This is a genomic window from Aliiroseovarius sp. PTFE2010 (assembly GCF_049943335.1).
Classification (GTDB): Bacteria; Pseudomonadota; Alphaproteobacteria; order Rhodobacterales; family Rhodobacteraceae; genus JBNFVY01.
In genome coordinates this window covers 293,970-315,796 of record NZ_JBNFVY010000001.1, presented here as the reverse complement: position 1 = coordinate 315,796, position 21,827 = coordinate 293,970, and the positions used below count along the sequence as shown (strand labels likewise).

The 21,827-nt window shown below is 57.4% G+C and carries 19 protein-coding genes; 6 read left to right on the top strand and 13 right to left on the bottom strand.

Going from position 1 to position 21,827, the window contains the following annotated elements; all coding sequences use genetic code 11:
• Positions 1-5: 5 nt before the first annotated feature.
• The 3 genes from rfbB to ACP2AV_RS01570 form a co-directional block, all read right to left on the bottom strand.
• The gene (gene rfbB, locus ACP2AV_RS01580) at positions 6-1,052 is read right to left on the bottom strand and encodes a dTDP-glucose 4,6-dehydratase (protein ID WP_426370897.1); all 1,047 of its coding nucleotides are present in this window, start codon (positions 1,050-1,052) and stop codon (positions 6-8) included.
• Positions 1,049-1,609, bottom strand: a complete 561-nt coding sequence (gene rfbC / locus ACP2AV_RS01575; RefSeq protein WP_426370896.1) for a dTDP-4-dehydrorhamnose 3,5-epimerase — start codon at positions 1,607-1,609, stop codon at positions 1,049-1,051. The genes rfbB and rfbC overlap by 4 nt, the downstream gene beginning before the upstream one ends.
• Before the next feature lie 384 nt (positions 1,610-1,993).
• Positions 1,994-3,313 carry an aspartate aminotransferase family protein gene (locus tag ACP2AV_RS01570; protein ID WP_426370895.1) on the bottom strand — a complete coding sequence of 440 codons (1,320 nt, stop codon included), beginning with the start codon at positions 3,311-3,313 and terminating at the stop codon, positions 1,994-1,996.
• Positions 3,314-4,036: 723 nt separating this feature from the next.
• On the opposite strand from ACP2AV_RS01570, the gene ACP2AV_RS01565 reads away from it, so the two are divergent.
• The 3 genes from ACP2AV_RS01565 to ACP2AV_RS01555 all read left to right on the top strand — a co-directional run bounded on the left by ACP2AV_RS01565 (position 4,037) and on the right by ACP2AV_RS01555 (position 8,165).
• A complete protein-coding gene (locus tag ACP2AV_RS01565; protein WP_426370894.1) occupies positions 4,037-5,005 on the top strand; it encodes a TAXI family TRAP transporter solute-binding subunit in 969 nt (322 codons plus the stop codon).
• Positions 5,006-5,127: 122 nt separating this feature from the next.
• Positions 5,128-7,737, top strand: a complete 2,610-nt coding sequence (locus ACP2AV_RS01560) for a TRAP transporter permease (RefSeq protein ID WP_426370893.1) — start codon at positions 5,128-5,130, stop codon at positions 7,735-7,737.
• A complete protein-coding gene (locus ACP2AV_RS01555) occupies positions 7,734-8,165 on the top strand; it encodes a universal stress protein (protein WP_426370892.1) in 432 nt (143 codons plus the stop codon). Before ACP2AV_RS01560 ends, ACP2AV_RS01555 begins: the two co-directional genes overlap by 4 nt.
• A 66-nt stretch (positions 8,166-8,231) precedes the next feature.
• On the opposite strand, the gene doeB is transcribed toward ACP2AV_RS01555, so the two are convergent.
• The 10 genes from doeB to ACP2AV_RS01505 all read right to left on the bottom strand — a co-directional run bounded on the left by doeB (position 8,232) and on the right by ACP2AV_RS01505 (position 18,243).
• The gene (doeB, locus tag ACP2AV_RS01550) at positions 8,232-9,233 is read right to left on the bottom strand and encodes a N(2)-acetyl-L-2,4-diaminobutanoate deacetylase DoeB (RefSeq protein ID WP_426370891.1); all 1,002 of its coding nucleotides are present in this window, start codon (positions 9,231-9,233) and stop codon (positions 8,232-8,234) included.
• Complete coding sequence (doeA, locus tag ACP2AV_RS01545; protein ID WP_426370890.1) at positions 9,233-10,420, bottom strand: ectoine hydrolase DoeA; 1,188 nt, start codon at positions 10,418-10,420, stop codon at positions 9,233-9,235. The genes doeB and doeA overlap by 1 nt, the downstream gene beginning before the upstream one ends.
• 5 nt (positions 10,421-10,425) lie before the next feature.
• Positions 10,426-11,418, bottom strand: a complete 993-nt coding sequence (locus ACP2AV_RS01540) for a cyclodeaminase (protein ID WP_426370889.1) — start codon at positions 11,416-11,418, stop codon at positions 10,426-10,428.
• Positions 11,418-12,416: a hydroxyectoine utilization dehydratase EutB gene (gene eutB, locus ACP2AV_RS01535; protein ID WP_426370888.1), complete on the bottom strand. Its 999-nt coding sequence runs from the start codon at positions 12,414-12,416 to the stop codon at positions 11,418-11,420. Before eutB ends, ACP2AV_RS01540 begins: the two co-directional genes overlap by 1 nt.
• On the bottom strand, positions 12,413-13,108 hold the full coding sequence (locus ACP2AV_RS01530) for an aspartate/glutamate racemase family protein (RefSeq protein WP_426370887.1): 696 nt from the start codon (positions 13,106-13,108) through the stop codon (positions 12,413-12,415). The genes eutB and ACP2AV_RS01530 overlap by 4 nt, the downstream gene beginning before the upstream one ends.
• Before the next feature lie 91 nt (positions 13,109-13,199).
• Entirely contained in the window at positions 13,200-13,637 is a 438-nt protein-coding gene (locus ACP2AV_RS01525) for a universal stress protein (protein ID WP_426370886.1), read from the bottom strand.
• Positions 13,638-13,652: 15 nt separating this feature from the next.
• Positions 13,653-14,939, bottom strand: a complete 1,287-nt coding sequence (locus tag ACP2AV_RS01520; protein ID WP_426370885.1) for a TRAP transporter large permease — start codon at positions 14,937-14,939, stop codon at positions 13,653-13,655.
• Between the two features lie 12 nt (positions 14,940-14,951).
• Positions 14,952-15,530: a TRAP transporter small permease gene (locus ACP2AV_RS01515; protein WP_426370884.1), complete on the bottom strand. Its 579-nt coding sequence runs from the start codon at positions 15,528-15,530 to the stop codon at positions 14,952-14,954.
• 66 nt (positions 15,531-15,596) lie between these two features.
• Positions 15,597-16,604, bottom strand: coding sequence for a TRAP transporter substrate-binding protein DctP (gene dctP, locus ACP2AV_RS01510; RefSeq protein ID WP_426370883.1), 1,008 nt, complete (start codon positions 16,602-16,604; stop codon positions 15,597-15,599).
• Between the two features lie 247 nt (positions 16,605-16,851).
• Positions 16,852-18,243, bottom strand: a complete 1,392-nt coding sequence (locus ACP2AV_RS01505) for a PLP-dependent aminotransferase family protein (protein ID WP_426370882.1) — start codon at positions 18,241-18,243, stop codon at positions 16,852-16,854.
• Between the two features lie 63 nt (positions 18,244-18,306).
• On the opposite strand from ACP2AV_RS01505, the gene ACP2AV_RS01500 reads away from it, so the two are divergent.
• From ACP2AV_RS01500 to ACP2AV_RS01490, 3 genes are all read left to right on the top strand, one after another.
• Positions 18,307-18,795, top strand: a complete 489-nt coding sequence (locus tag ACP2AV_RS01500; RefSeq protein ID WP_426370881.1) for an Lrp/AsnC family transcriptional regulator — start codon at positions 18,307-18,309, stop codon at positions 18,793-18,795.
• 152 nt (positions 18,796-18,947) lie between these two features.
• Positions 18,948-20,396: an NAD-dependent succinate-semialdehyde dehydrogenase gene (locus ACP2AV_RS01495; RefSeq protein ID WP_426371342.1), complete on the top strand. Its 1,449-nt coding sequence runs from the start codon at positions 18,948-18,950 to the stop codon at positions 20,394-20,396.
• 40 nt (positions 20,397-20,436) lie between these two features.
• On the top strand, positions 20,437-21,807 hold the full coding sequence (locus tag ACP2AV_RS01490; RefSeq protein WP_426371341.1) for an aspartate aminotransferase family protein: 1,371 nt from the start codon (positions 20,437-20,439) through the stop codon (positions 21,805-21,807).
• The last annotated feature ends 20 nt before the right edge of the window (positions 21,808-21,827 follow it).

Here is a 21,827-nt window from a genome sequence, read left to right as displayed (position 1 = left end):
GAACCTCAGCCCTTGCCCAGCCGTTGGCCGACCCCGTGACGCTCTTGAAGGGGGCGCCACCAATCCTCGTTATCAAGATACCATTGGACGGTCTTCTCCAGCCCTTCTTCGACGGTCACTGAAGGACGCCAGCCAAGTTCTTCGCGAATTCGCGTTGGATCAATTGCGTATCGTGCATCATGCCCCGGCCGATCGGTGACAAAGGTGATCTGGTCACCATAAGACCCCTGTGGTTTGGGTCTTTTTTGGTCGAGGATCTGGCAAAGAGTTTTGACCAGTTCGAGGTTGGTTCGTTCATTTTCGCCACCGATATTATAGCTCCGGCCCGACTGGCCTTTCGCGACGACAAGCAACAGCGCATCGGCATGATCTTCGACATACAACCAGTCACGGATGTTCGACCCGTCGCCATAGATCGGCAGGTCCTTGCCAGCCAGTGCATTCAGGATGACAACCGGAATAAGCTTTTCGGGGAAATGGAACGGCCCATAATTGTTCGAACAGTTCGTCAGAACAACTGGCAGTCCATAGGTTTCGTGCCACGCGCGCACCAGGTGGTCCGATGCCGCCTTCGACGATGAATAAGGGCTGCGCGGGTCATAGGATGTGTCTTCGGTGAACTGGATCGAAGGGTCATTCGGCAGAGATCCAAAGACTTCATCGGTCGAAATGTGATGAAAGCGGAACCCGTCCGGCTTGCCCTGATCGGTCCAGAACTTTCGGGCCGCTTCAAGCATGTTGAATGTGCCGGTGATGTTCGTTTCGATAAAGTCTGCCGGCCCATCGATGGACCGGTCCACATGGCTTTCGGCCGCCAAATGCATCACCACATCCGGCTTGTACTGTTCAAAAACACGGTCTAGGGCAGCGCGGTCCCGTATATCGACGTGTTCAAACCAATAGTGCGGGTCGTCAGCGACACTTGCGACATTTTCCAAACAAGCGGCATAGGTCAACGCGTCAAGGTTCACCACTTGGTGGCCGCGCGATACAGCAAGGCGCACAACAGCTGAGCCGATGAAGCCAGCGCCCCCGGTCACAAGGATTTTCACGATGCAGCCTCCCATTCAAATGGGCTATCGAAGTCCGCCAGCGCGACTGCGGCCTTGTCCTTGGCGCTGAGTATCGGCGCACCCGAAAGGGGCCAGTCGATTCCGGCACTGTCCCAAGCGACCGAGCCATCTGCGGTTGCGTCATAATAATCAGAGCATTTGTAGACCACCTCGGTCTGCGGTTCGAGGGTGACAAACCCGTGCAGGAAACCCGCTGGAATCATAAGCTGTTTGCCGTTGTCAAAGCTCAACTCAACGCCGGTCCATTGGCCATAGGTGGGGGACCCTTTGCGGATATCCACGGCCACATCGTAAAGCGATCCCCGCCCGCAACGAACCAACTTGGCCTGGGCGGACGGTGGCGCCTGAAAATGCAGGCCGCGCAAAGTGCCGGCTTTCTCCGACAACGAATGGTTATCCTGAACAAATTCGACGTCGACCCCAAGGTCTGCCAACGTCTTCTTGTTCCAACTTTCTGAAAAGAAACCTCTATCGTCACCGAACCGCGCCGGTGTCAGAATAAGAACACCCGGCAGGTCTGTTTCTTGGACATTCAAGATATCCGCTCCACTAAATATCGACTTCGACCAATTTCAGTTCGTGGATAAGCCAAGTGCGGGTCCAAAAAAAGGACAAACTGGCCTGTTCATGCCGCGGCGCGGAAACGCTGTGTTTTCGCGCGCAATCGCTGCGATTTCGCAACGCTTGGGTGCCATTGGTCATACATGGGTAAAAGATGCATGGGCGACAGAAGCTGTACGCAAGAGCGCGCAAAACGACTACACAGCGCGACGGACCGGGTTCGCGTCAGTCCAGCGCAGTTTGCCCCCGAAATAAGTCGCCCTATTTTCTACGCCAAGTCTTGGGTCGGCCGCCCAAATTCGTGCTCCAATTTGCCCGCGCGGACCCATTCGATGCAATTTTGATCTGCAGCGTTCTTTTCAGATCACGCCATCCAGGCTGGTTGCAAGCTTGCCGACAAGCTCGTCTATCTGGGCCTCGGTGCAAATGAACGGCGGGGCCAGCAACACGTGGTCGCCCAAGCGTCCGTCAATCGTGCCATTCATGGGATAGCAGATCAAACCGTTTTCCATTGCTTTTGCCTTGAGCCGCAAGGCCAGCTTTCGGTCGGGATCGAAGGGTTCTTTGGTGCTGCGATCCGCCACGAATTCCAAACCGCGGAACATTCCGCGACCGCGGATATCCCCCACATGGGGATGCTGGCCAAATTCGGCTGCCAAGGCCGCTTCAAAGTAGCGTCCGATTTTCGCAGCGCGCGCGACCAACCCGCCATCTGTCAGTTTTTCGACAACCGCGCGCGCCGCTGCGCAAGCAACCGGATGCCCCAAATACGTGTGTCCATGTTGGAAAAATCCGGTTCCCTCTTCAACGGCTGCATAGATGTCGCCAGAACAGAGCATCGCGCCGATCGGCTGGTATCCGGCGCCCAAACCCTTGGCGATCGTCACAATGTCTGGTCGTACCCCGTCTTGCTCGCTGGCAAAAAGGGTCCCGGTTCGCCCCATACCGCACATGACCTCGTCAAGAATGAGCAGGACGCCGTACTTGTCGCAGATTTCACGGATGCGGGGAAAATAACCGGGTACAGGCGGAACAGCGCCCGCCGTGGCGCCCACGACGGGTTCCGCAAGAAAACCGATCACAGTTTCGGGCCCGAGGCGCAAGATCTCGGCTTCAAGTTCGTTTGCGACACGTTGGCCGTACTCTTGCGCGCTCTCGTCGGGCGTGCGGCCACGGTATTCATAGCACGGGGAAATATGGCTGGCGGATACCATGACTGGGTCAAACGGTTCACGCCGCCATAGATTGCCGCCAGTGCCCAGCGCCCCAAGCGTGTTCCCGTGATAGCTTTGGCGCCGGGCTATGAACCGTGTCCGCTCTGGCTGTCCGATCTCCAACATGTATTGACGCGCCAATTTCAGAGCCGATTCTACTGCTTCCGATCCACCGGACACTAGATAGACCCGGTCAATTCCTTCCGGCGAATGCGCGATTAGTCGGTCGGCAAGTGTCTCGGCGGATGCAGACGTCAAGAACCCTGTGTGCGCGAAATCAAGGGAATCCAGTTGGGTCTTGATGGCATGGATGACGTCGCGATCTGAATGACCAAGACAGGACACGGCCGCCCCGCCGGACCCATCTAAATAAGATTTTCCTTCCGAATCAAATAGGTAAATTCCGTCGCCGCGGACCGCTAGAGGAAGCTTTGTTTTGGTATGGCGGGGAAAGACATGGGACATCTTTGGTTCCAGATGCGGTTTGTAAAGTTGAGTGAAGCAGATGAATCAAATGTTGACAACAAATGAACCAGCCCGGACAGTCCAAGTTAGTTTCAAAGGTGGCACAGTGAGTTCGACGTCCCAGATTCAACTGCAAGAAAAATACAGTGATCTGAGAGGTGCGCTGCAACCGGCGGCTGACTACCTTCTGGAAAATCCATCGAATCTGGCCGATCGTGTTCTGCGCACCAGGCGTGTTGCGCTGCTGCGGGCTTTGCATTCGCAGGCTGCTGTCGAACACCGCCCCTACCTTGCAAGTTTTTTCGCGGCGGGCCGGGCCATGGCTGGCAGATGGCGCGCGCCACGGGGCAGCGTGTCGCACCGTGCTGGAACCCCAAGGCGTTCTTGCTATCCAAACACAGCCACTTTGGTCAGATCAGACCATTTGCGCCGTTTGACTGGCTTGGGAAGAGCGCGTTTTGGTTGTCTTGATGTCGGACCGGTCGGGGTTCGCGGCGCACAAATACGCGGGCGCCCGGGTCAAAGCAGCGTCCGACAGTCCGCATTTCTTATCCTCTCACGTCGTGACGATGTCCCTTGCAAAATCCCTCATTGGGGTTCTAGTCAGCCAGTCCGGCCCGGCGGCACACGAGGGGATCGCCGAGGTGGAGCGTGCAATTCAGGTTCTGGCCCAAGGCAGGGACCGATGATTCACCACGAACATCAAACTCAAGGGAGAAACTCATGTTCAATAAGCTGAAAATGACCGCTGCATGCGCCGTATCTGCGGCCTTGTTGGCCCCGGCCGCAATGGCTGAGGAATTCATCACGATCGGCACAGGTGGCGTGACGGGTGTTTATTATCCCACGGGCGGCGCAATCTGTCGTTTGGTCAACAAAGGACGCCGCGACCACGGCTTGCGTTGTTCAGTCGAATCCACCGGCGGATCGGTCTACAACATCAACACGATCCGCGAAGGCGAGCTGGAATTCGGTGTTGCCCAGTCAGATTGGCAATACCATGCTTACAACGGGACGTCGCGATTTGAAGAGTCAGGCCCCTTCGAAGGTCTTCGCGCTGTCTTTTCGGTGCATCCCGAACCATTTACGGTCGTGGCCCGCGCCGATGCCGGAATCGAAAGCATCGAAGACCTCAAGGGCAAGCGTGTGAACATCGGCAACCCGGGATCCGGTCAGCGCGGCACGATGGAAGTGCTGATAGAGGCGCTTGGGTGGACAACAGACGATTTCGCCCTGGCGACCGAACTTAAGGCCGCCGAACAGTCCGCCGCCCTGTGTGACAACCAGATCGACGCCATGGTCTATACGGTCGGCCACCCGTCCGGATCCATCCAAGAGGCGACGACTGCGTGCGATTCCGTTCTGGTCGACGTGGCGGGTGACGTGGTTGACGGCTTGGTTGCCGAAAACCCGTTCTATCGGACGGCCACGATCCCAGGCGGGATGTATCGCGGAAATGACGAAGACACGATGACCTTCGGTGTTGGCGCAACCTTTGTAACCTCGGCGGATGTGTCGGAAGACGTGGTCTATATTCTGGTCAGCTCGGTTTTTGAGAATTTCGATGATTTCAAAGGCCTGCACCCGGCTTTCGCCAATCTGGTGCCCGAAGAAATGGCAACTGCGGGTCTGTCCGCCCCGCTGCATCCTGGTGCCGCGAAGTATTATCGCGAAAAAGGCTGGATCGAATAATTCAGCTGGTATGAAGTAAAGATGCCGGGGGCGTCCTGTGCCCCCGGCAGTGTCGTTTCAGCCAAATATGGCGAAACACCCAGTAACCAGACTCGCGCCGTGCAGCGGCGTCAGGGGGACAGATGTCAGGACAAAACGATCGCGCGCTTAGCGAAGAAGAACTTCAGGAACTCGTCGCAGCCAGTGATAGCGGCGCGCGCAGTCCGACAGGGGCCGTAGGTGTCTTCATCGCTGCTGTTGCTCTGATCTGGTCGATTTTCCAGGTTCTTCTGGCCTCGCCCGTGGCGCCCTACGTGCTACCTGGCGATCTGATCAACAACTCGCGGCAGATCCACCTGGCCTTTGCGATATTCCTGGCCGCCATGGCCTATCCATTGTTCAAGTCCAGCCCGCGTGACCGTGTCCCGTGGTACGATTGGGTGCTGGGTATATTGGGCGCTTTTCTGGCGCTGTACGGGTACTTCTTCTACGAAAAAATCGTCGGGAATGGCGGATTGGCTGACACGTCGGACGCCTATTTTGCGCTGGCGGGGCTCATATTACTGTTCATTGCATCCTACCGTGTTCTTGGCCCTGTGATGGTCATCCTTGCGGTCGTCTTTTTGGCCTATGTCTTTTTCGGGGCCTCTGAAGCCGTGCCTGACCAAATCCGCTGGGCCGGGGCCAGCCTGCGCAAAGCCATGAGCCATATGTGGATCACGTCAGAAGGGGTGTTCGGGATCGCTCTGGGGGTTTCGACCAAGTTCGTTTTCCTGTTTGTGCTGTTCGGGGCCCTTTTGGACAAGGCGGGGGCCGGCAACTATTTCATCAAGATGGCCTTCGGCGCTCTGGGGCACCTACGTGGCGGACCGGCCAAGGCGGCCGTGGTCGGATCGGCAGCGACTGGCCTGATTTCGGGGTCGTCCATTGCCAATGTGGTGACCACCGGCACCTTCACAATCCCTCTCATGAAGCGCGTCGGATTTTCGGCGGAAAAGGCCGGGTCTGTCGAAGTTGCGTCCTCGGTGAATGGCCAGATCATGCCCCCCGTGATGGGCGCTGCGGCGTTTCTGATGGTCGAATACGTCGGCATTTCTTATGTCGAGGTGATCACCCACGCCTTCCTGCCCGCGATCATCAGCTACATCGCGCTGGTCTATATCGTCCACTTGGAAGCGGTGAAGAACAACATGCCGACCATCGGCAACAAGGTGGTCAACCTGTTCAACACCGTGCTGGGCATGTTCGGCTTTTTCGCAGGTTTCGCGCTGCTGTGCTACGCCACGCAATACCCTGTTGGGTGGATCGTATCCCTATTCCCCGATGGATCTGGGCTGGTGCTTTCAATCTTGCTGGGTGTGATCTACATCGGGCTGGTTTATCTGGCTGCGCAAATCCCAGACCTTGAACCTGATGACCCCAACGCGGAAGTCGTCGAGCTGCCAGATGTCGCCAAGATCTACAAGTCCGGGCTTTATTACCTGCTTCCGATCATCGTGCTGGTCTATTTCCTGATGATCGAACGTAAATCGCCAGGCTTGTCGGCGTTCTGGGCGACTTTCCTTTTGTTCTTCATCCTTCTGACGCAAAAAGCGCTCAAGGCGTTCTTTCGCGGCGAAAGCGATGCGGTGATCCAACTGAGGGACGGTTTGCTGGATTTGGTTTCGGGCATGATCGACGGTGCGCGGAACATGATCGGGATCGGCTTGGCCACGGCAACCGCGGGCATCATTGTCGGAACCGTATCACTGACCGGTATTGGGCAGGTGATGGCCGATTTCGTCGAATTCCTGTCCGGCGGGAACCTGATCCTGATGTTGATCTTCGTGGCGATCCTTTCGCTTATTTTGGGTATGGGTTTGCCCACGACCGCGAACTACATCGTGGTGTCCTCGCTCATGGTGGCAGTGGTTGTTGAACTCGGGGCGCAGTCGGGTCTGATCGTTCCGTTGATCGCCGTCCATTTGTTTGTCTTTTACTTCGGGATTATGGCCGATGTGACACCGCCTGTCGGGCTAGCCAGTTTCGCGGCGGCAGCCGTGTCAGGTGGCGATGCGATCCGCACCGGGTTCACAGCGTTCTTCTACAGCTTGCGCACGGTGGCGTTGCCGTTTGTCTTTATCTTCAACACCGATCTTCTACTGATCGATGTTACCTGGATGCAGGGGATCGTGGTGTTCGTCGTGGCAACGATCGGCATTTTGGTCTTTACGGCCGCCACCATGGGCTGGTTCCTGACGCGCAACCGGATCTGGGAAACCGTGGCGATGCTGCTGATCGCATTTGCGCTATTCCGGCCGGGCTTTTTCATGAACCAGATCCAGCCGCCATTCGAACGGATCGACCCGGCGGCGTTCTCTGAGGCCCTGGGCACTGCCGAACCTGGCAGCCAGTTCCGCACAGTAATTTCAGGGCCAGACTTCGACACGTTGGAAGTCAAAGAGGTGACGGTCCCCGTTACTGTGCCTGATGTTGATGGCGCCGATGCGCGTCTTGACGCACTGGGATTGATCCTGCTGCCCGAAAACGGGACGCAGCGATTGGATGAACCGATGTTTGGAACCGACATGTCGGCCGCTTTGGATTCGTTCGACTTTTATGGGGATGAGCCGGTGCAGATCGCGCGCGTCCAGGTTGCAGCCAACCAACCGCCAAAAGAGCTCATCTTTATCCCAGCCTTGCTGCTTCTGGGCCTGATCGCGTTCTTGCAAACGCGTCGTGCGGCCCCTGTTCTTGAAGGAGAACCCGCATGACCGCCACTATACTTTGCGCCATCGACATCAACCGCCCCGAAGAAGAAACGCGCGTTCTTGAAACTGCCAAGAAACTGGCTGATCTCGATGGGGCGAAACTGGACGTCATCACCGTTGTTCCTGACTTCGGTGCATCGCTGGTGGGAGCATATTTCGAAGACCACCACGTCAAGACGGCGCGGGACGGCGCCAAAAAGCTTCTCAACGATATGGTTAAAGAAACGCTCGGCGAAGAAGCGAACAAGAGCATTCGGCATATCGTCGCCATCGGAACGGTCTACGAAGAAGTCCTGAAGGCCGCAAAGTTGAACGGCGCGGATCTGATCGTGATCGGGGCGCACCGCCCTGATTTCAAAGACTATCTCTTGGGGCCCAATGCGGCGCGGGTGGTGCGCCACTCGGGCTGTTCGGTTTACGTGGTGCGCTAGCAAAGCGCATCTGGCCGCGGCGGCGCACACCGGATCGCCCGGCGCTGCGCCGCCAGGAAACGGGCGCTATTGCACGGGCGAGGCAACCACGGCAAGGCAATCGCCCATGGAAATCAATCCGGGGAAATGACGCGCCGCCAAAATACCCGATACCGACGACGCAATGACCTGCGGAGCGACACCGGTTCGATCGGCCGGCCATATTCTGGCAAGCGCGTCGCCTGCGCTCACCTGTTCACCAAGGTCTATCAGTGGTTCAATCAGACCCGTGGTCTCTGCCAAATGGTAACAGCCCGGGCCGGTTGTATCGATTTCCACGGACTTGTTCTGCGTCGCTTCGCCAGCAAGGATCCCGGCGTGTATCAGAACGTTCTCGGCGCCTTGCCGGGCAATCCGCGCCGAACGGGCCGTGGCTGTACCCCCTCCACCCAGTTCCGTCGACACGAATACCTTGCCGGCGTTTTCCGCTGCCGTGTCGTACATGCCCACGTCATCGATCTCTTTCAGGATCATGGAATAAGGTGCGTTAAAGGCTTTCATCGCCGCGACACATGCAGCTTGTTGATCGCGATCGTTCAAGATGTGGGCAGCGGCAAAGGGAATGAAATCCAACGTTTTTCCGCCTGAGTGAAAATCCAGCACCACATCGGCCAGCGGCAATAGGGTCCGTTCGAAATAGTCCGCGATTTTCTGGGTCGGCGTGCCGTCCGGCGCACCGGGGAAACACCGGTTCAAATTCACCCCGTCCAGGGGTGACACCCGCCGCGCCATCTGAAAGGCCGGCAAATTCATGTAGGGAATTATGATCACCCTACCTGTGACAGCAGCGGGTTCCAGATCATGTGCCAATCCTTGCAGGGCGATCGGCCCCTCGTATTCGTCACCATGACAGGCGCCCGAAAGCAGGGCTGTCGGCCCGGGCCCGTTATGAACGACGGTGATCGGGATCATGATCGACCCCCAGGCCGAACTGTCGCGGCTGCATGGAAGACGCAGGAAACCGTGGTGTTTGCCATCACGGTCAAAAGGTACGGTCGCCGTGATGGGGTTGTCAGCTAGAATGCGCATTAGGGTTTCACGATCAATTTTCTGGGCACGTTGGCCAAACATTCGGGGCCTTTTTCACCGATAACAATGCTTTCGGTGATTTCGAACCCCATATCATCCATCCACAGCCCGGTCATGAAGTGAAAGGTCATGCCGGGCTTGAGTTCGGTCAGATCGCCCGGACGCAGCGAGCAGGTTCGTTCGCCCCAGTCCGGCGGATACGACAGGCCGATCGGATACCCCGTCCTGTTGTCTTTGACGATGTCGTATTTCTGAAGCACTTCGAAAAAAGAGATGGCGATATCTTCGCAAGTGTTCCCAGCCTTGGCCGCGCCAAGACCAGCTTCCATCCCTTCCAGAACCGCCTTTTCCGCATCCAGAAATTTTTGTGTCGGTTTGCCCAGAAAAATAGTCCGGCTGAGGGGGCAGTGATAGCGCCTGAAGCACCCGGCAATTTCGAAAAACGTACCCTCACCCGTTTGCATCTGTTTGTCATCCCACGTCAGATGCGGCGCGGCTGCGTCCGTACCAGAGGGTAAAAGAGGCACGATGGCAGGATAGTCGCCGCCACAGCCGAGTTCTTCATCGTAACGCAGGCTGGCGTCGTAAATATCGGCGACAAGATCGCATTTGCGCATACCCGGCTCGACGGTCTCGACAATGCGTTCGTGCATACGTTCGACAATGCGGGCCGCTTTGCGCATGCGGTCCAGTTCCGCTTCTGATTTTACGCCGCGCTGCCAGTTCACCAGTGCGGTCACATCCACCAAAGGTTCGGGCAACCCGTCTGAAAGAGCCTGAAAACCCTTGGCCGAGAACCAATAATTGTCCATTTCGACCCCGATGCGCCCGTGATGCCACCCGCGTTCGGTCAGTTTTGCGGCCAGGTATTCCATCGGATGCCGCTCGGACGATTGCACAAAGTAGTCTGGATAGCCGATGATGTCCGGTTCCTGCATGTAAACGGTGCGAAGGGCCCCTTGAGCATCCTGTTCACGCCCGAACCAGACCGGATCCCCGGTCGGGCCAATGACCACCGCCTGATGGACGTAAAAGGACCAACCATCGTAGCCTGTCAGCCAAGCCATGTTCGACGGGTCCGAGGTGATCAGCGTGTCTACGTTGGCTTTTTCCATCGCTTTGCGCACCTTGGCGATACGCGTTTCATATTCGGCATCGGAAAAGCGAAAGGTGTCGATTGTGGCCATGGCAATCAGCTTTCAAAGTTGGTGCCCAGCGCGGCGTTGGTTGCACGTGCGTGGGCAAAGGTGGCAATGGCGGTGTCCTGAACCCCGGTCCCGGTTAAATCCGCGATGGTGATCTGGTCGTGCGAAACCCGGCCCGGCGCAGCCCCAGCTATGATTTCACCCAGTTCGTCGAATCGAGTGTCCTTCCCGATGACACCCGCGTCAATCGCCGCGCGCAATTCCCCAAGGGTGCGCGTCTGGCTGAGACGGTCCGGCACGTATAGGTCAGCCCGTGCGATGCAAGACGGGGCAAGTTCGGATTTGTCATGCTGATCGGATCCCATCGCGGTCACATGCTGACCCGGACTAAGCCATTCCCCCATCACAAGCGGTTCGGTTGACGGGGTCGTCGTGACGATGACATCTGCATTGGCAACGGCGCTTTCGGGATCGGTCGCAACTGAAACATCGATCGAAAGATCCTGCGCAACAACAGACGCCAGCGCCTGTGCGGCATCGCGATTCCGGCCCCAGATAACTGCCGAAGTTATTGGTCTGACCAGACAAAGCGCCGCCAATTGCAGCCTGGCCTGCATTCCGGTGCCAATGACTGTAGCGCGGGACGCGTCCTTTCTTGCCAAGTGACGCGCGGCGACCGCACCGGCCGCCGCTGTTCGCACGTCCGTCAGATAACCGTTGTCCAGCAATAGCGCCTCAATTTGCCCCGTTCTCGCCGCGAACAGGATCATCAAGCCGGAAGTTGACGGAAGGCCGATCTTTGGGTTGTCGAAAAACCCCGGCGACACCTTGATGGCGAAACTATCCAAACCCGGAACATACGCAGTCTTGACGTCCACTTCGCCATTGAAATCCTTGATGGCCATCGACAGCACCGGTGGCATGACGACCTGCTTTTCGGCAAGTGCGCGGAACCCATCTTCGACAACACACACCGCTTCCAAATCCAATGGCACGGCGGCCCGCAATTCGGCTTCGGTGAGGATACGAATTTGGGACATCAGGCGCGCTCCTTACCCAGATCGACATTCTGACCCGAGATTACGCGATGATGGAGCGCCATATCGATATTGCCGCCGCTAAGCAGAGCGACCATCGGTCCTTTGGATGACACTTTTCCAGCCAGAATAGCCGCGACGCCAACTGCGCCAGCCCCTTCGACGATTTGGCGTTCCTGCCAATAACAGTGGCGAATTCCTTCAGCAATTTCGGATTCGGTCAACAAAACAACGTCATCGACCAAGTTCTGTGCCATTGCGAAGGTGTAGCGGTTGGTCATACCAATGCCGCCGCCAAGGCTGTCAGCCAATGTCGGCAGTTCCCTGACTTCGACCGGCCGCCCGATACGCAGGCTTTCAGCCATGGCCGCCCCGCGCTGCATCGACACCCCGATGACGCGCACGCCGGGGATGCGTGCTTTCAGGGCGACGGCCATCCCCGCGATCAGACCACCGCCCGACAGCTGCACCAGGACTGTGTCGATCTCAGGCAATGCCGCGGCGATTTCCAATCCCAATGTGCCCTGCCCTGCAATCACGTCAGGATGGTCGAACGGCGGGATGACGGTCATGCCGCTGTCAACCATACGATCAACCGCCTTTTGCGCGTCATCCTGACTGTCGCCTTCAATCAGAACCTCGGCGCCCTCGGCTTGGATCGCTTTGACCTTGTTTGCGGGAACCAGTTTTGACATTGCGATGACACATCGCACCCCCGCCTTTCCGCAGGTGCGCGCCAGAGCGCGGCCATGATTCCCGGTGGAGACGCCCACGACACCGGCAGCTTTCTCGTCTGGGCTCAGGCGGGCGACGGCGTTCGACGCCCCGCGGAATTTGAAGCTGCCGCTGTGTTGGTGGTGCTCCAGCTTGAGATGGACTGGCACCCCGAGCTGCGCACTCAGCGATACAGAGGTTTCGACCGGTGTGTCGCGGACCATGGGCGCGATTGCGTTCTGCGCCGTGACGATGTCGGACACCGTGATGTCATTGGGCTGGGTCATGACTGTGCCTCTGGCGTGCAGGTTTTGAACAATCGGCCCACACGCTGGGCGGGCTCCAACTGGGCGCAGGACAAAAGCTTCCAGAGAGCTGCTTGGTTCGAGGACACAACCGGCTTGCCCAATCGTTCTTCGAGTGTGTCGATCACGCCCAAAGCAGGCAGCCCCGTACAAGACAGGAAAATCCCATCTGCTTCGGGGCAATCTGCGGCAATCGCGGCATCGATGATCGTCTGTGCGCACACGCGGGCCATGTCGCGATCGTCTTCCAGATCCAGGCAACTGGCGGCGATCACATGCAAGCCCTGATCTTCAAAGAACCCCACCATGGGCTGCGTCGTTGCGCGGGTATAGGGTGTCACCAGAGCAACCCGTTTGACACCAAGTGCTGCGAACCCCTCAACCGCAGCAGACGCAGGGGTCACTACGGGCACACCCGGCTTGGCGGCTTGGATCGCCTTGACAACTGCGCCCTCGCCAATGACCACCGAGGCCGACGTGCAGGCAAAATACATGGCCGCGACGGGTTCGTCGGGCAAGATCAACCCCGCCACCTGCGTCAACATCGGGGTCATGCGTCGCAGGTTGTCCGGGATGGTTGGGTTCGAATACGCAATACGTGCGACGTGCAGAGCTGCCACGTGGTGGGGAACCAGCAGCGCCGCGTCACGTTCGGTCGTCAAGTCTGTTGCCAAGGCAATCAGGCCTAGTCGCACGACTTGGTTGGCCGGCTCGAAAAGAACCTCTACAGGAGAAAGCGACACCTGAACCGGTGAAGTCATGATGTCAGACGATCAGAACAGGGCACACGGACGTGCCCGTCACCTTGTGCGACACGCTGCCGAGCAAATAATTCTCGACCGATCCCATTCCACGGCCCCCCATCACGATCAAATCCACGCCTTTATCCTTTGCATAGGCGACGATGCCGCGCGCAACGGGACCGTTTTTGACAACTGCCCGGACGTTGGTCGCACCTAATTGGCGGGCCAGCGATCTTGCGTTGTCTGCGACCTCTTTTGCGAAATCCCGCATGACATCATCCATCGGCGCCGGCGTTTCGCGCCGCACCATGGAAAACGATGCCTCAAGCAGCGAGTGATGGCGATAGATTGTCAGGATCGTGATGCTGCCATCCGTCGTCTTGGCCAGATTGACGGCAGTCTCCAAGGCCGCACTGGCGTTCTTGGAACCATCGACGGGCACCAGGATATTGGTGAACATGCGGTCCTCCCTTCGTTATTTCGCGAATGCCAGATCACGTAGAAACAAGGCGATCTGTGGGAAAAAGATCAACGCGACAGAGACGCATAACAGGATGAAGATAAACGGTGGCGTGCCCTTGATCACTTCGAAATAGGGGCGTTTGAAAACCGCGATCGCCGTAAAGATATCGCAGCCGAATGGCGGCGTAGCAGACCCGATCGCGACCTGCAACGTGATCACAGTGCCGACCAGAACCGGGTCCAGCCCCACATCGTTGACGACCGGTGCAAAGATAGGCACCAGCACGAGGATCACCACGATGGGGTCGACGAACATGCAACCAACGAAGAACGCGATCGAAATCACGATCAGCACGCCATACTGACCCATTTCGTCGATCCCTATCGACCCCAGGATTGCCTGCGGGATCTGGGCAAACGAAATGACCCACGAGAACGCCGCCCCGGCGGCCACCAGAATGAAGACGACTGCCGTGATAAGCCCGGTCGACTTGGCCGTGTCATAGACTGCGGAAAGACTCATCGAGCGAAACACCACCACCTCAAGAAGCAAGGCGTAAAGAACGCACGCTGCCGCCGCTTCGGTTGGGGAAAAAATGCCACCGTAGATACCGCCGATGATGATGACGGGAAATCCAAGCGGCCAGATTGCTTGTCGAACGGCGATGGCCCGCTCGGACCATGTCGCCTTTTCCTCGGTCGGCACGTTGTTCCGTATCGCGTAAATGATGGAGTAGGTAGAAAAAAGCAGTAGAATCAGAAGTCCGGGCCCAATCCCTGCGATAAACAGCTCGGAAATCGATGTGTTGGACACCACGCCATAGATGATCATTCCGATAGACGGCGGGATGAGGAACGCGATGTCTGACGAATTGACAATCAACGCCAGCACGAAACTATCTTTATACCCGGCTTTGAGCATCCGCGGGCGGAGTGGCCCGCCCACGGCGACCACCGTTGCCTGGGTAGATCCGGATACAGCCCCGAACATGGTGCAGGCGGTCGCGGTCGATACGGCAAGCCCACCTTTGATGTGCCCCAGAAATTTCATGACCATGTCAATCAGCCGGTCAGCAGATTGGCCACGTGTCATGATGTCGGCCGCGAAAATAAACATCGGCACCGCGATCAGGGACGCGGGGCGAATACCGGCCATGAACTGCTGGATCATGGTCTCCATTTGCGAAAACCCGTTCAGCATCATGTAAAAGCCGGTAAAGGCCCCGGTGATCAGCGGGATCATCATGGGAAACCCGAGCAAAAGAAGCACGATCATGATGGAAAAAATGGAAAAGGCCATGCGCGTGGTTCCCTAAATCTCGATCTCGTCGCTTTCGTAGCCTTCGAGAACATTGGTCGACAGGTATATATCTTTGGACGTGATATTTTTGATTGCCGTCAGCAGGTACTGCATCCCGGTCATGAAAAACCCGACCGGGACCCAAACCAGTGTCCACCATACCGGGATTTGCAGAGATGGCAGAACGCGTCCGCGGCTGGCTTGGGTGCCGATATACTGGACGGCGAAATAGCACAGTCCGAACATGAAAACGGATGTGACCAGTGCAATCACGATCATCATGATCTTGCGCACGCGGGGCGGCATGGCATCGTAAATGGCCGACATCCGGATATGACGCCCCTGTCTGGCCGCGTAGCTGATCCCAGCGAAGGTGATCAAGATAATCAGGATACGGTTCAATTCCTCAGAAAAGAACAGACTGCTTTGAAACACAAAGCGCCCGATGACATTGCTGATGGTGTTCGCTGCCATCAGCAGAACGCCTACGGCCAGCATCACGGATTCGATGCGCGAAATTGCACTGTCTATGGTGCCCAGAAAACCGGGAAGGCTCGATGCGTGTTCTTCAGCTTGGGGTTGGTCGGTCAAATGGACGTCCTCGGCTATCGGCAAAGTTCCCGGCAGGGGGTACCTGCCGGAAAATCGTCACAAAGCTCAGCCTTCAGCAGCTGCTGCCAGGTCTGCTTTCATCTGTTCCAATATCGCTTTGCCGCCTTCACCGGTCATTTCGATGAACTTGGCTTCGACTTCTTGCGCCGCGGCCTTGAAACAGGCCCGTTCTTCTTCGGACAGAACCGTCACGGTCATGTCGGGTTTGGCGTCCATGATCTTGGCAAGCTCGGCGTCGGCAAGACCTTTTTGGTACTCTACGATAAAGTCGTAAGCTTCGTCAGAGGCGGTCTGAATGACGTTCTGGTCTTCTTCCGACAAGCCTTCGTAGAAATCCATGTTTGCCATCAGCGCCGTCGTAAAGTTGTTGTGGCCTGTGTAGGTGATGTAATCGGTCACCTCGTAGATTTTGGTCGAATAGAGGAAGAACGTGGGGTTTTCCTGACCTTGGATGATGTTGGTTTGCAAACCGCCGTACACTTCGCCCCAAGGCAGGGGCGTCGGGGTCGCGCCAAAGGCTTTGTAGCTTTCCACGAGCAGCGGGTTGGTCATGACGCGGAACTTGACCTCGTTCAGGTCTTCGCAGGATTTGACGGGATCCTTCGTCGTCATTGCGACTTCGCCCTCGGGATACATCGTAAGCAATTCCAGGCCCTGTTGTGCATAGAGCTCCTGGAAATCTTCGTTGATCGCCTTGCTGTCTTTATAGAAGCGGGCAAGTTGTTCTTGGTCGGTCGGCAGCAGGTAGGGCACAAAAAAGACTTGGGCTTCTGGGATCAATGAACCGGTGAAGCCCGGCGATTGATTTACGAATTGCAGAATTCCCGCTTGCGCTTGCTCCATGATGTCTGCGGATTCGCCCAGGGTTCCGAACGGAAACAGCTGTACCGTATGGTCGGAATTCGCCTCGACATATTCTTTGAACTTCTGGGCATACTGGCCCTGAACTTCCTCAAGGGATTCCTCAAATGCGTAGCGCCAGGTGTCGGCAAAGGCGGTACCGGCCATCAGAGTCAGGGCAGCCCCACTGGCGAGAATGGATTTGAAGGTCATGGATGTGTCCTCTCCGTGTTTTTCGCGCAGATGCCCCACGTGCAAAACCAGCCCGTCTGGCTGGTGTGCAGAGCGTCTGCCGCGGACAATTAATTCCTACGAAACGTAACAGGTGCGTAGCATTTTACCACACACCAAGCCCCGCTCCACTCGCCTAGAGGGTGGAAGAACTCGCAATCATGTCAATTGATATATTGAACCATGACAATATCGGCGTGTCGTCCAGGCGGGTAAAATAGGTTAGCGCTCAAATTGCCAGCACAGCAGGTTCCGGCGTGGATTGGACCAGCCGCCGCAGGACGTTCAATCCGATTTCAAGATCCCGCTCGCTGCCTGCACCCAGACATACGCGAATGCCCCGTTGGGGCTGTGCCCCATCGACCCGGAAATTCGCGCCCGACGCCACCGCGACGCCGTCGTTGCGCGCAAGCGCGACAATCTTGTCCTCGGGCCAATGGTCAGGCAGCGATAGCCAGACATGCAAGCCGTAGGGCGTAGATCTGTAAGACACGTCATGCAAAACGTCCGCGACGATTCTGTTGCGCCGCGCAAGATGCTGGCGCTGCCAATTCAACAGGTGTCGCGCTGTTCCGTCTTCGATCCATCGGCTTGCGATCTCGGCAATGATCGGCGTGGCCATCCAGTTCGTGACAAGGTGACGGGTGCGGGCCGCGTGAACCTTGGATTCGGGAATGACCAGCCACGCGATGCGAAGACCTGGCAAGATGGATTTGGACATGCCAGTGAAATAGAACGTCAGCTCGGGCGCAAGTGACGCGATAGGCGGTGTCCTGTCGGGTTCCAATGGCCCCCACGCGTCATTCTCGATAATCCAGACAGAATGGCGACGCGCAATTTCGACGATCGCTTTCCGGCGCTCTATCCCCATTTTCGACGCTGTCGGCCCCAATCCCGCAGGCATGACGCAAAGCGCCGTCACCGAGCTATTGTTGCACGCCTTTTCGAACGCCTCAGGCAAAATGCCTTGATCGTCCATGGCCAAACCCGTCAGCTTCAGCCCAAGAACAGAGGCGAGAGAGTTGAGCGTATGATGGCCCACATCTTCCGAAACGATGACGTCGCCGGGCATTGCTGCGGTCATCAAAGCGCAGGTCATCGCCGGCGTGTTGCCGTTTGTGGGCAGAATTTGATCCTGGCTGCCAACATGCACACCACAGAGTTCCAGCCAATCGCAGGCTTGGCGGTTGTGTGCCTCAAGGGTTTCGCGCGGACGCAAGGAAAACGCCGCCGCTTGCGGCAAATCCTCGGCAATGCCGCGCATGACATCTGCGGTCAGTTCGCCGTGAACATCGCCCGTGACCGGGACCAGCATGGACAGGTCAATGATCTGGTTGGTGCCATGCGGGCGATGCCACGGCAACGGCGCCTCGGTTGTCTTGGGCTGAACATAGCTGCCCCGCCCCACCTGGCCGGAAATGACCCCTAGTCGGGTCAATTCCTCATAGGCGCGACTGACTGTTTGAACGCTTAGACCCAAATCGAAAGCCAGCGCACGATGGGTCGGTAGTTTTGTGCCGGCAGGAACTTCCCCAGCCTCGATCGCACGCATCAGGCACTGTGCCAAAGAATGATAGGCAGGACGGGTCAGCGCTTCGCGCTTTGGAGGCCAAATTGTCATGGTTTAGTGTTGGTCGGAGCAATCTGGTTTGACAAGTCCAATCCAGCGGTCCTAGCTGCAGGCATGACACTTCAACTCGACCCAAGAGACGTTCGTATCCTGCAGATACTGTCCACCGAAGGGCGGATTTCCAAATCCGAACTGGCACAGCGGGTGAACCTGTCGCCGTCGCCTTGCTGGGAACGAATAAAGCGGCTTGAAAAGGCCGGATTGATCAAAGGGTATCGCGCCGAAATCGACCTGTCGCAGTTGTCGGCCAACGTCGTGATCTTCTTGATGGTCGAGTTGGAATCCCACATGGCCCAGAGTTTCAAGACATTCGAAACGGCGATCCAAGACTATCCGGATGTGACCGGGTGCTGGGCTATCGGCGGCGGCGTCGACTATCTGATGCAGGTGAACACGCGGGATATCAATTCCTATCAACGCATGATCGATGAGATGCTGGACGCCAAGATCGGCATGAAGCGGTACTTCACCTACATTGTCACCAAACAGGTCAAGTCGGCCCCTTCTTCTATGGTTGAACTGCTCGCAGCGCAGATGGATTAACAAGTTTACGTCCAAAAAACAGAAGAATCCGACCCCGCGGGTTTGCAGTTCGGAAAAAATCGCGGCGGCGATTGGCCTATGGTTTGGGAAACAGCACCCCAAACATGAGACCAAATGGAATGACCGCACAGCAGCTCGACCGCCCTAAAGGCATGGATCTGAAAGACGCAACCTTGCTCAAGGGGTTTTCTTACATCAACGGTCGTTGGACCGGCGGCGATGCAGGCAATAGTTTTTCCGTATTCGACCCTGCTGACGGGCTCTGTATAGGCGAGGTTGCAAAGCTGACCGCGGCCGACAGCAAACTGGCCGTTGATGCGGCGCATGCTGCCTTTGCGGGATGGGCTGCATGCATGCCTCAGGAACGCGCGGCGCTCTTGCGCAAGTGGTTCGAGCTTATCAATGCGCATCGTGAAGATCTGGCCCGCCTGATGACGACGGAACAAGGCAAACCCTTGTCCGAAGCGCGCGGCGAAATCGACTATGCCGCGTCGTTCGTGGAATTCTATTCCGAAGAGGCCAAGAGACCAAACATCGAAAGCGTAACGTCACATCTGCCGGATGCGGAAATGGAGCTTTGGCTGGAACCGGTCGGCGTAGCCGCGTTGATCACGCCATGGAATTTCCCGTCGGCGATGATCACGCGAAAGGCGGCCGCAGCGCTGGCCGCCGGATGCACGGTCGTGGTTCATCCATCGGCCGAGACACCCTTTTCCGCGCTGGCATTGGTGGAATTGGCAGAACGGTCCGGTTTTCCGGCGGGCGTGATCAACGTGGTGACAGGTGACGCGCCCGAGGTGGTCGAACCTTGGTTGACCGATCCACGCGTGCGCGCATTGTCCTTTACCGGTTCGACAGATATCGGGCGGCACCTTTATCGCCGCTCAGCCGACACCATCAAACGACTGGTGCTTGAGCTGGGAGGACATGCGCCTTTCCTGGTCTTTGCCGATTGTGATCTTGACCAAGCGGTTGACGAGGCCATCAAAGCCAAGTTTGCGACGACCGGTCAGGATTGCCTTGGGGCCAATCGGTTCTTTGTCGAAGACCCTGTTTATGACGCTTTTTGTGAAAAATTTGCCGCCCGCGTGGCAAAACTGACCATGGGACCGGGGATGACGGATCAGGATCTTGGCCCCCTGATGAACGACAATGCCGTGGCCAAGCAGAGGGCCCATGTCTCTGACGCGATTGCCAAAGGCGCGCGCTGCATACAGGGCGGCAAGGTTTCGGGCATGGGCCCGCTGTTTTTTGAACCGACTGTGCTTGTAGATGTCCCGGATGCGGCTGACATTTTCCACCACGAGACTTTTGGCCCCGTCGCTGCGATCGCATCCTTCAAAGACGAAGCGGAAGTGGTGGCGCGCGCCAATGCCACCGAATACGGGCTGGTGGCCTATATCCACACGACGGATCCGCGACGAATTTATCGGCTCAGCCGGGCGCTACAGTTCGGCATGGTCGCTGTGAACCGCACCAAGGTGACCGGGGCGCCGATCCCATTCGGCGGTATGAAACAGTCGGGTCTTGCGCGTGAAGGGGCCCGCGCCGGGCTCGAGGCGTTCACAGATATCAAGTACGTCTGCCGCGACTGGGCATAGACGGCGACAAGCAAAAAATTACAAACGAAAAGGACGAATGATGCTTACCAATGATCAACTTAGCGCCTGGGATCGCGAGAATTTCTTTCATGCGTCCACTGCACTCGGTGCCCATGCACGCGGCGAAACCCCGACGCGTGTGATTACCGGCGGCGACGGCGTGTATATCACCGACCGCGAAGGACGCCGTCTACTTGATGCCTTTGCGGGTCTTTATTGCGTGAATGTTGGGTACGGGCGCGCCGAGATCGCCGACGCCATCGCTGAACAGGCGCGTGAGCTGGCCTATTATCACGCCTATGTCGGCCACGGCACCGAAGCGTCCATCACCCTGTCGAAAATGATCCTCGACCGGGCGCCCGCCGGGATGTCGAAGGTTTACTTTGGCCTGGGCGGCTCAGATGCAAACGAAACCAACATCAAGTTGATCTGGTACTACAACAACATCCTGGGGCGTCCGGAAAAGAAGAAAATCATATCTCGGTGGCGTGGCTATCACGGATCGGGCCTGATGACGGGATCTTTGACCGGTTTGAAGGGGTTTCACGACAAGTTCGACCTTCCGCTTGCCCAGGTCATCCACACCGAAGCGCCCTACTATTTCCGCCGGTCCGACGCGGCAATGTCCGAAGCTGACTTTTCAGCACATTGCGCGGCCGAACTTGAGGCACTGATTGAGCGCGAAGGCGCTGACACGATCGCCGCGTTCATAGGAGAGCCCGTGCTGGGAACCGGCGGTCTTGTGCCCCCGCCCGAAGGTTATTGGGCCGCGATCCAGAAAGTGTTGGAGCGTCACGACATTCTGCTGGTCGCCGATGAAGTGGTCACGGGGTTTGGACGGCTGGGTACGATGTTCGGCTCGGATCACTTTGGGTTGAAACCCGACCTGATCACGATCGCAAAAGGACTGACCAGCGCTTATGCGCCGCTGTCGGGATCAATCGTAGGTGACAAGATGTGGAAGGTGCTGATGCAGGGTACCGACGAAAATGGTCCCATCGGCCATGGATGGACCTATTCGGCCCACCCTATCGGGGCGGCGGCGGGTGTCGCGAACCTCAAACTTATTGATGATCTGGATCTGGTCAGCAACGCCGGGTCCACTGGGGCTTATTTCCAGGCCGCGCTCAATGATGCTCTGGTCGAACACGTCAATGTCGGACAGGTGCGCGGCGAGGGCCTTATGGCAGCAGTCGAATTTGTCGCCGACCGGGACAGTCGAACATTCTTTGATCCTGCCGAAAAGATCGGGCCGCGTGTGGTTGCTGCGCTCTTCGACGAAGGCGTCATTGCCCGCGCCATGCCCGAGGGAGACATTACAGGATTTGCCCCGCCGCTGTGCATCACAAGGGACGAGGTCGATCACGTCGTCGGCAAATTCACAAAGGCGGTCGCGTCGGTTCTAGGTTGAGAACGTTGCCCGGCAACGGC

Bases quoted from the DNA above. Each gene is read 5' to 3' on its own strand.
- ACP2AV_RS01570 (WP_426370895.1), bottom strand. From the start codon at position 3,313: ATGTCCCATGTCTTTCCCCGCCATACCAAAACAAAGCTTCCTCTAGCG.
- ACP2AV_RS01565 (WP_426370894.1), top strand. From the start codon at position 4,037: ATGTTCAATAAGCTGAAAATGACCGCTGCATGCGCCGTATCTGCGGCC.
- ACP2AV_RS01560 (WP_426370893.1), top strand. From the start codon at position 5,128: ATGTCAGGACAAAACGATCGCGCGCTTAGCGAAGAAGAACTTCAGGAA.
- ACP2AV_RS01555 (WP_426370892.1), top strand. From the start codon at position 7,734: ATGACCGCCACTATACTTTGCGCCATCGACATCAACCGCCCCGAAGAA.
- doeB (WP_426370891.1), bottom strand. From the start codon at position 9,233: ATGCGCATTCTAGCTGACAACCCCATCACGGCGACCGTACCTTTTGAC.
- doeA (WP_426370890.1), bottom strand. From the start codon at position 10,420: ATGGCCACAATCGACACCTTTCGCTTTTCCGATGCCGAATATGAAACG.
- ACP2AV_RS01540 (WP_426370889.1), bottom strand. From the start codon at position 11,418: ATGTCCCAAATTCGTATCCTCACCGAAGCCGAATTGCGGGCCGCCGTG.
- eutB (WP_426370888.1), bottom strand. From the start codon at position 12,416: ATGACCCAGCCCAATGACATCACGGTGTCCGACATCGTCACGGCGCAG.
- ACP2AV_RS01525 (WP_426370886.1), bottom strand. From the start codon at position 13,637: ATGTTCACCAATATCCTGGTGCCCGTCGATGGTTCCAAGAACGCCAGT.
- ACP2AV_RS01520 (WP_426370885.1), bottom strand. From the start codon at position 14,939: ATGGCCTTTTCCATTTTTTCCATCATGATCGTGCTTCTTTTGCTCGGG.
- dctP (WP_426370883.1), bottom strand. From the start codon at position 16,604: ATGACCTTCAAATCCATTCTCGCCAGTGGGGCTGCCCTGACTCTGATG.
- ACP2AV_RS01505 (WP_426370882.1), bottom strand. From the start codon at position 18,243: ATGACAATTTGGCCTCCAAAGCGCGAAGCGCTGACCCGTCCTGCCTAT.
- ACP2AV_RS01500 (WP_426370881.1), top strand. From the start codon at position 18,307: ATGACACTTCAACTCGACCCAAGAGACGTTCGTATCCTGCAGATACTG.
- ACP2AV_RS01495 (WP_426371342.1), top strand. From the start codon at position 18,948: ATGGATCTGAAAGACGCAACCTTGCTCAAGGGGTTTTCTTACATCAAC.
- ACP2AV_RS01490 (WP_426371341.1), top strand. From the start codon at position 20,437: ATGCTTACCAATGATCAACTTAGCGCCTGGGATCGCGAGAATTTCTTT.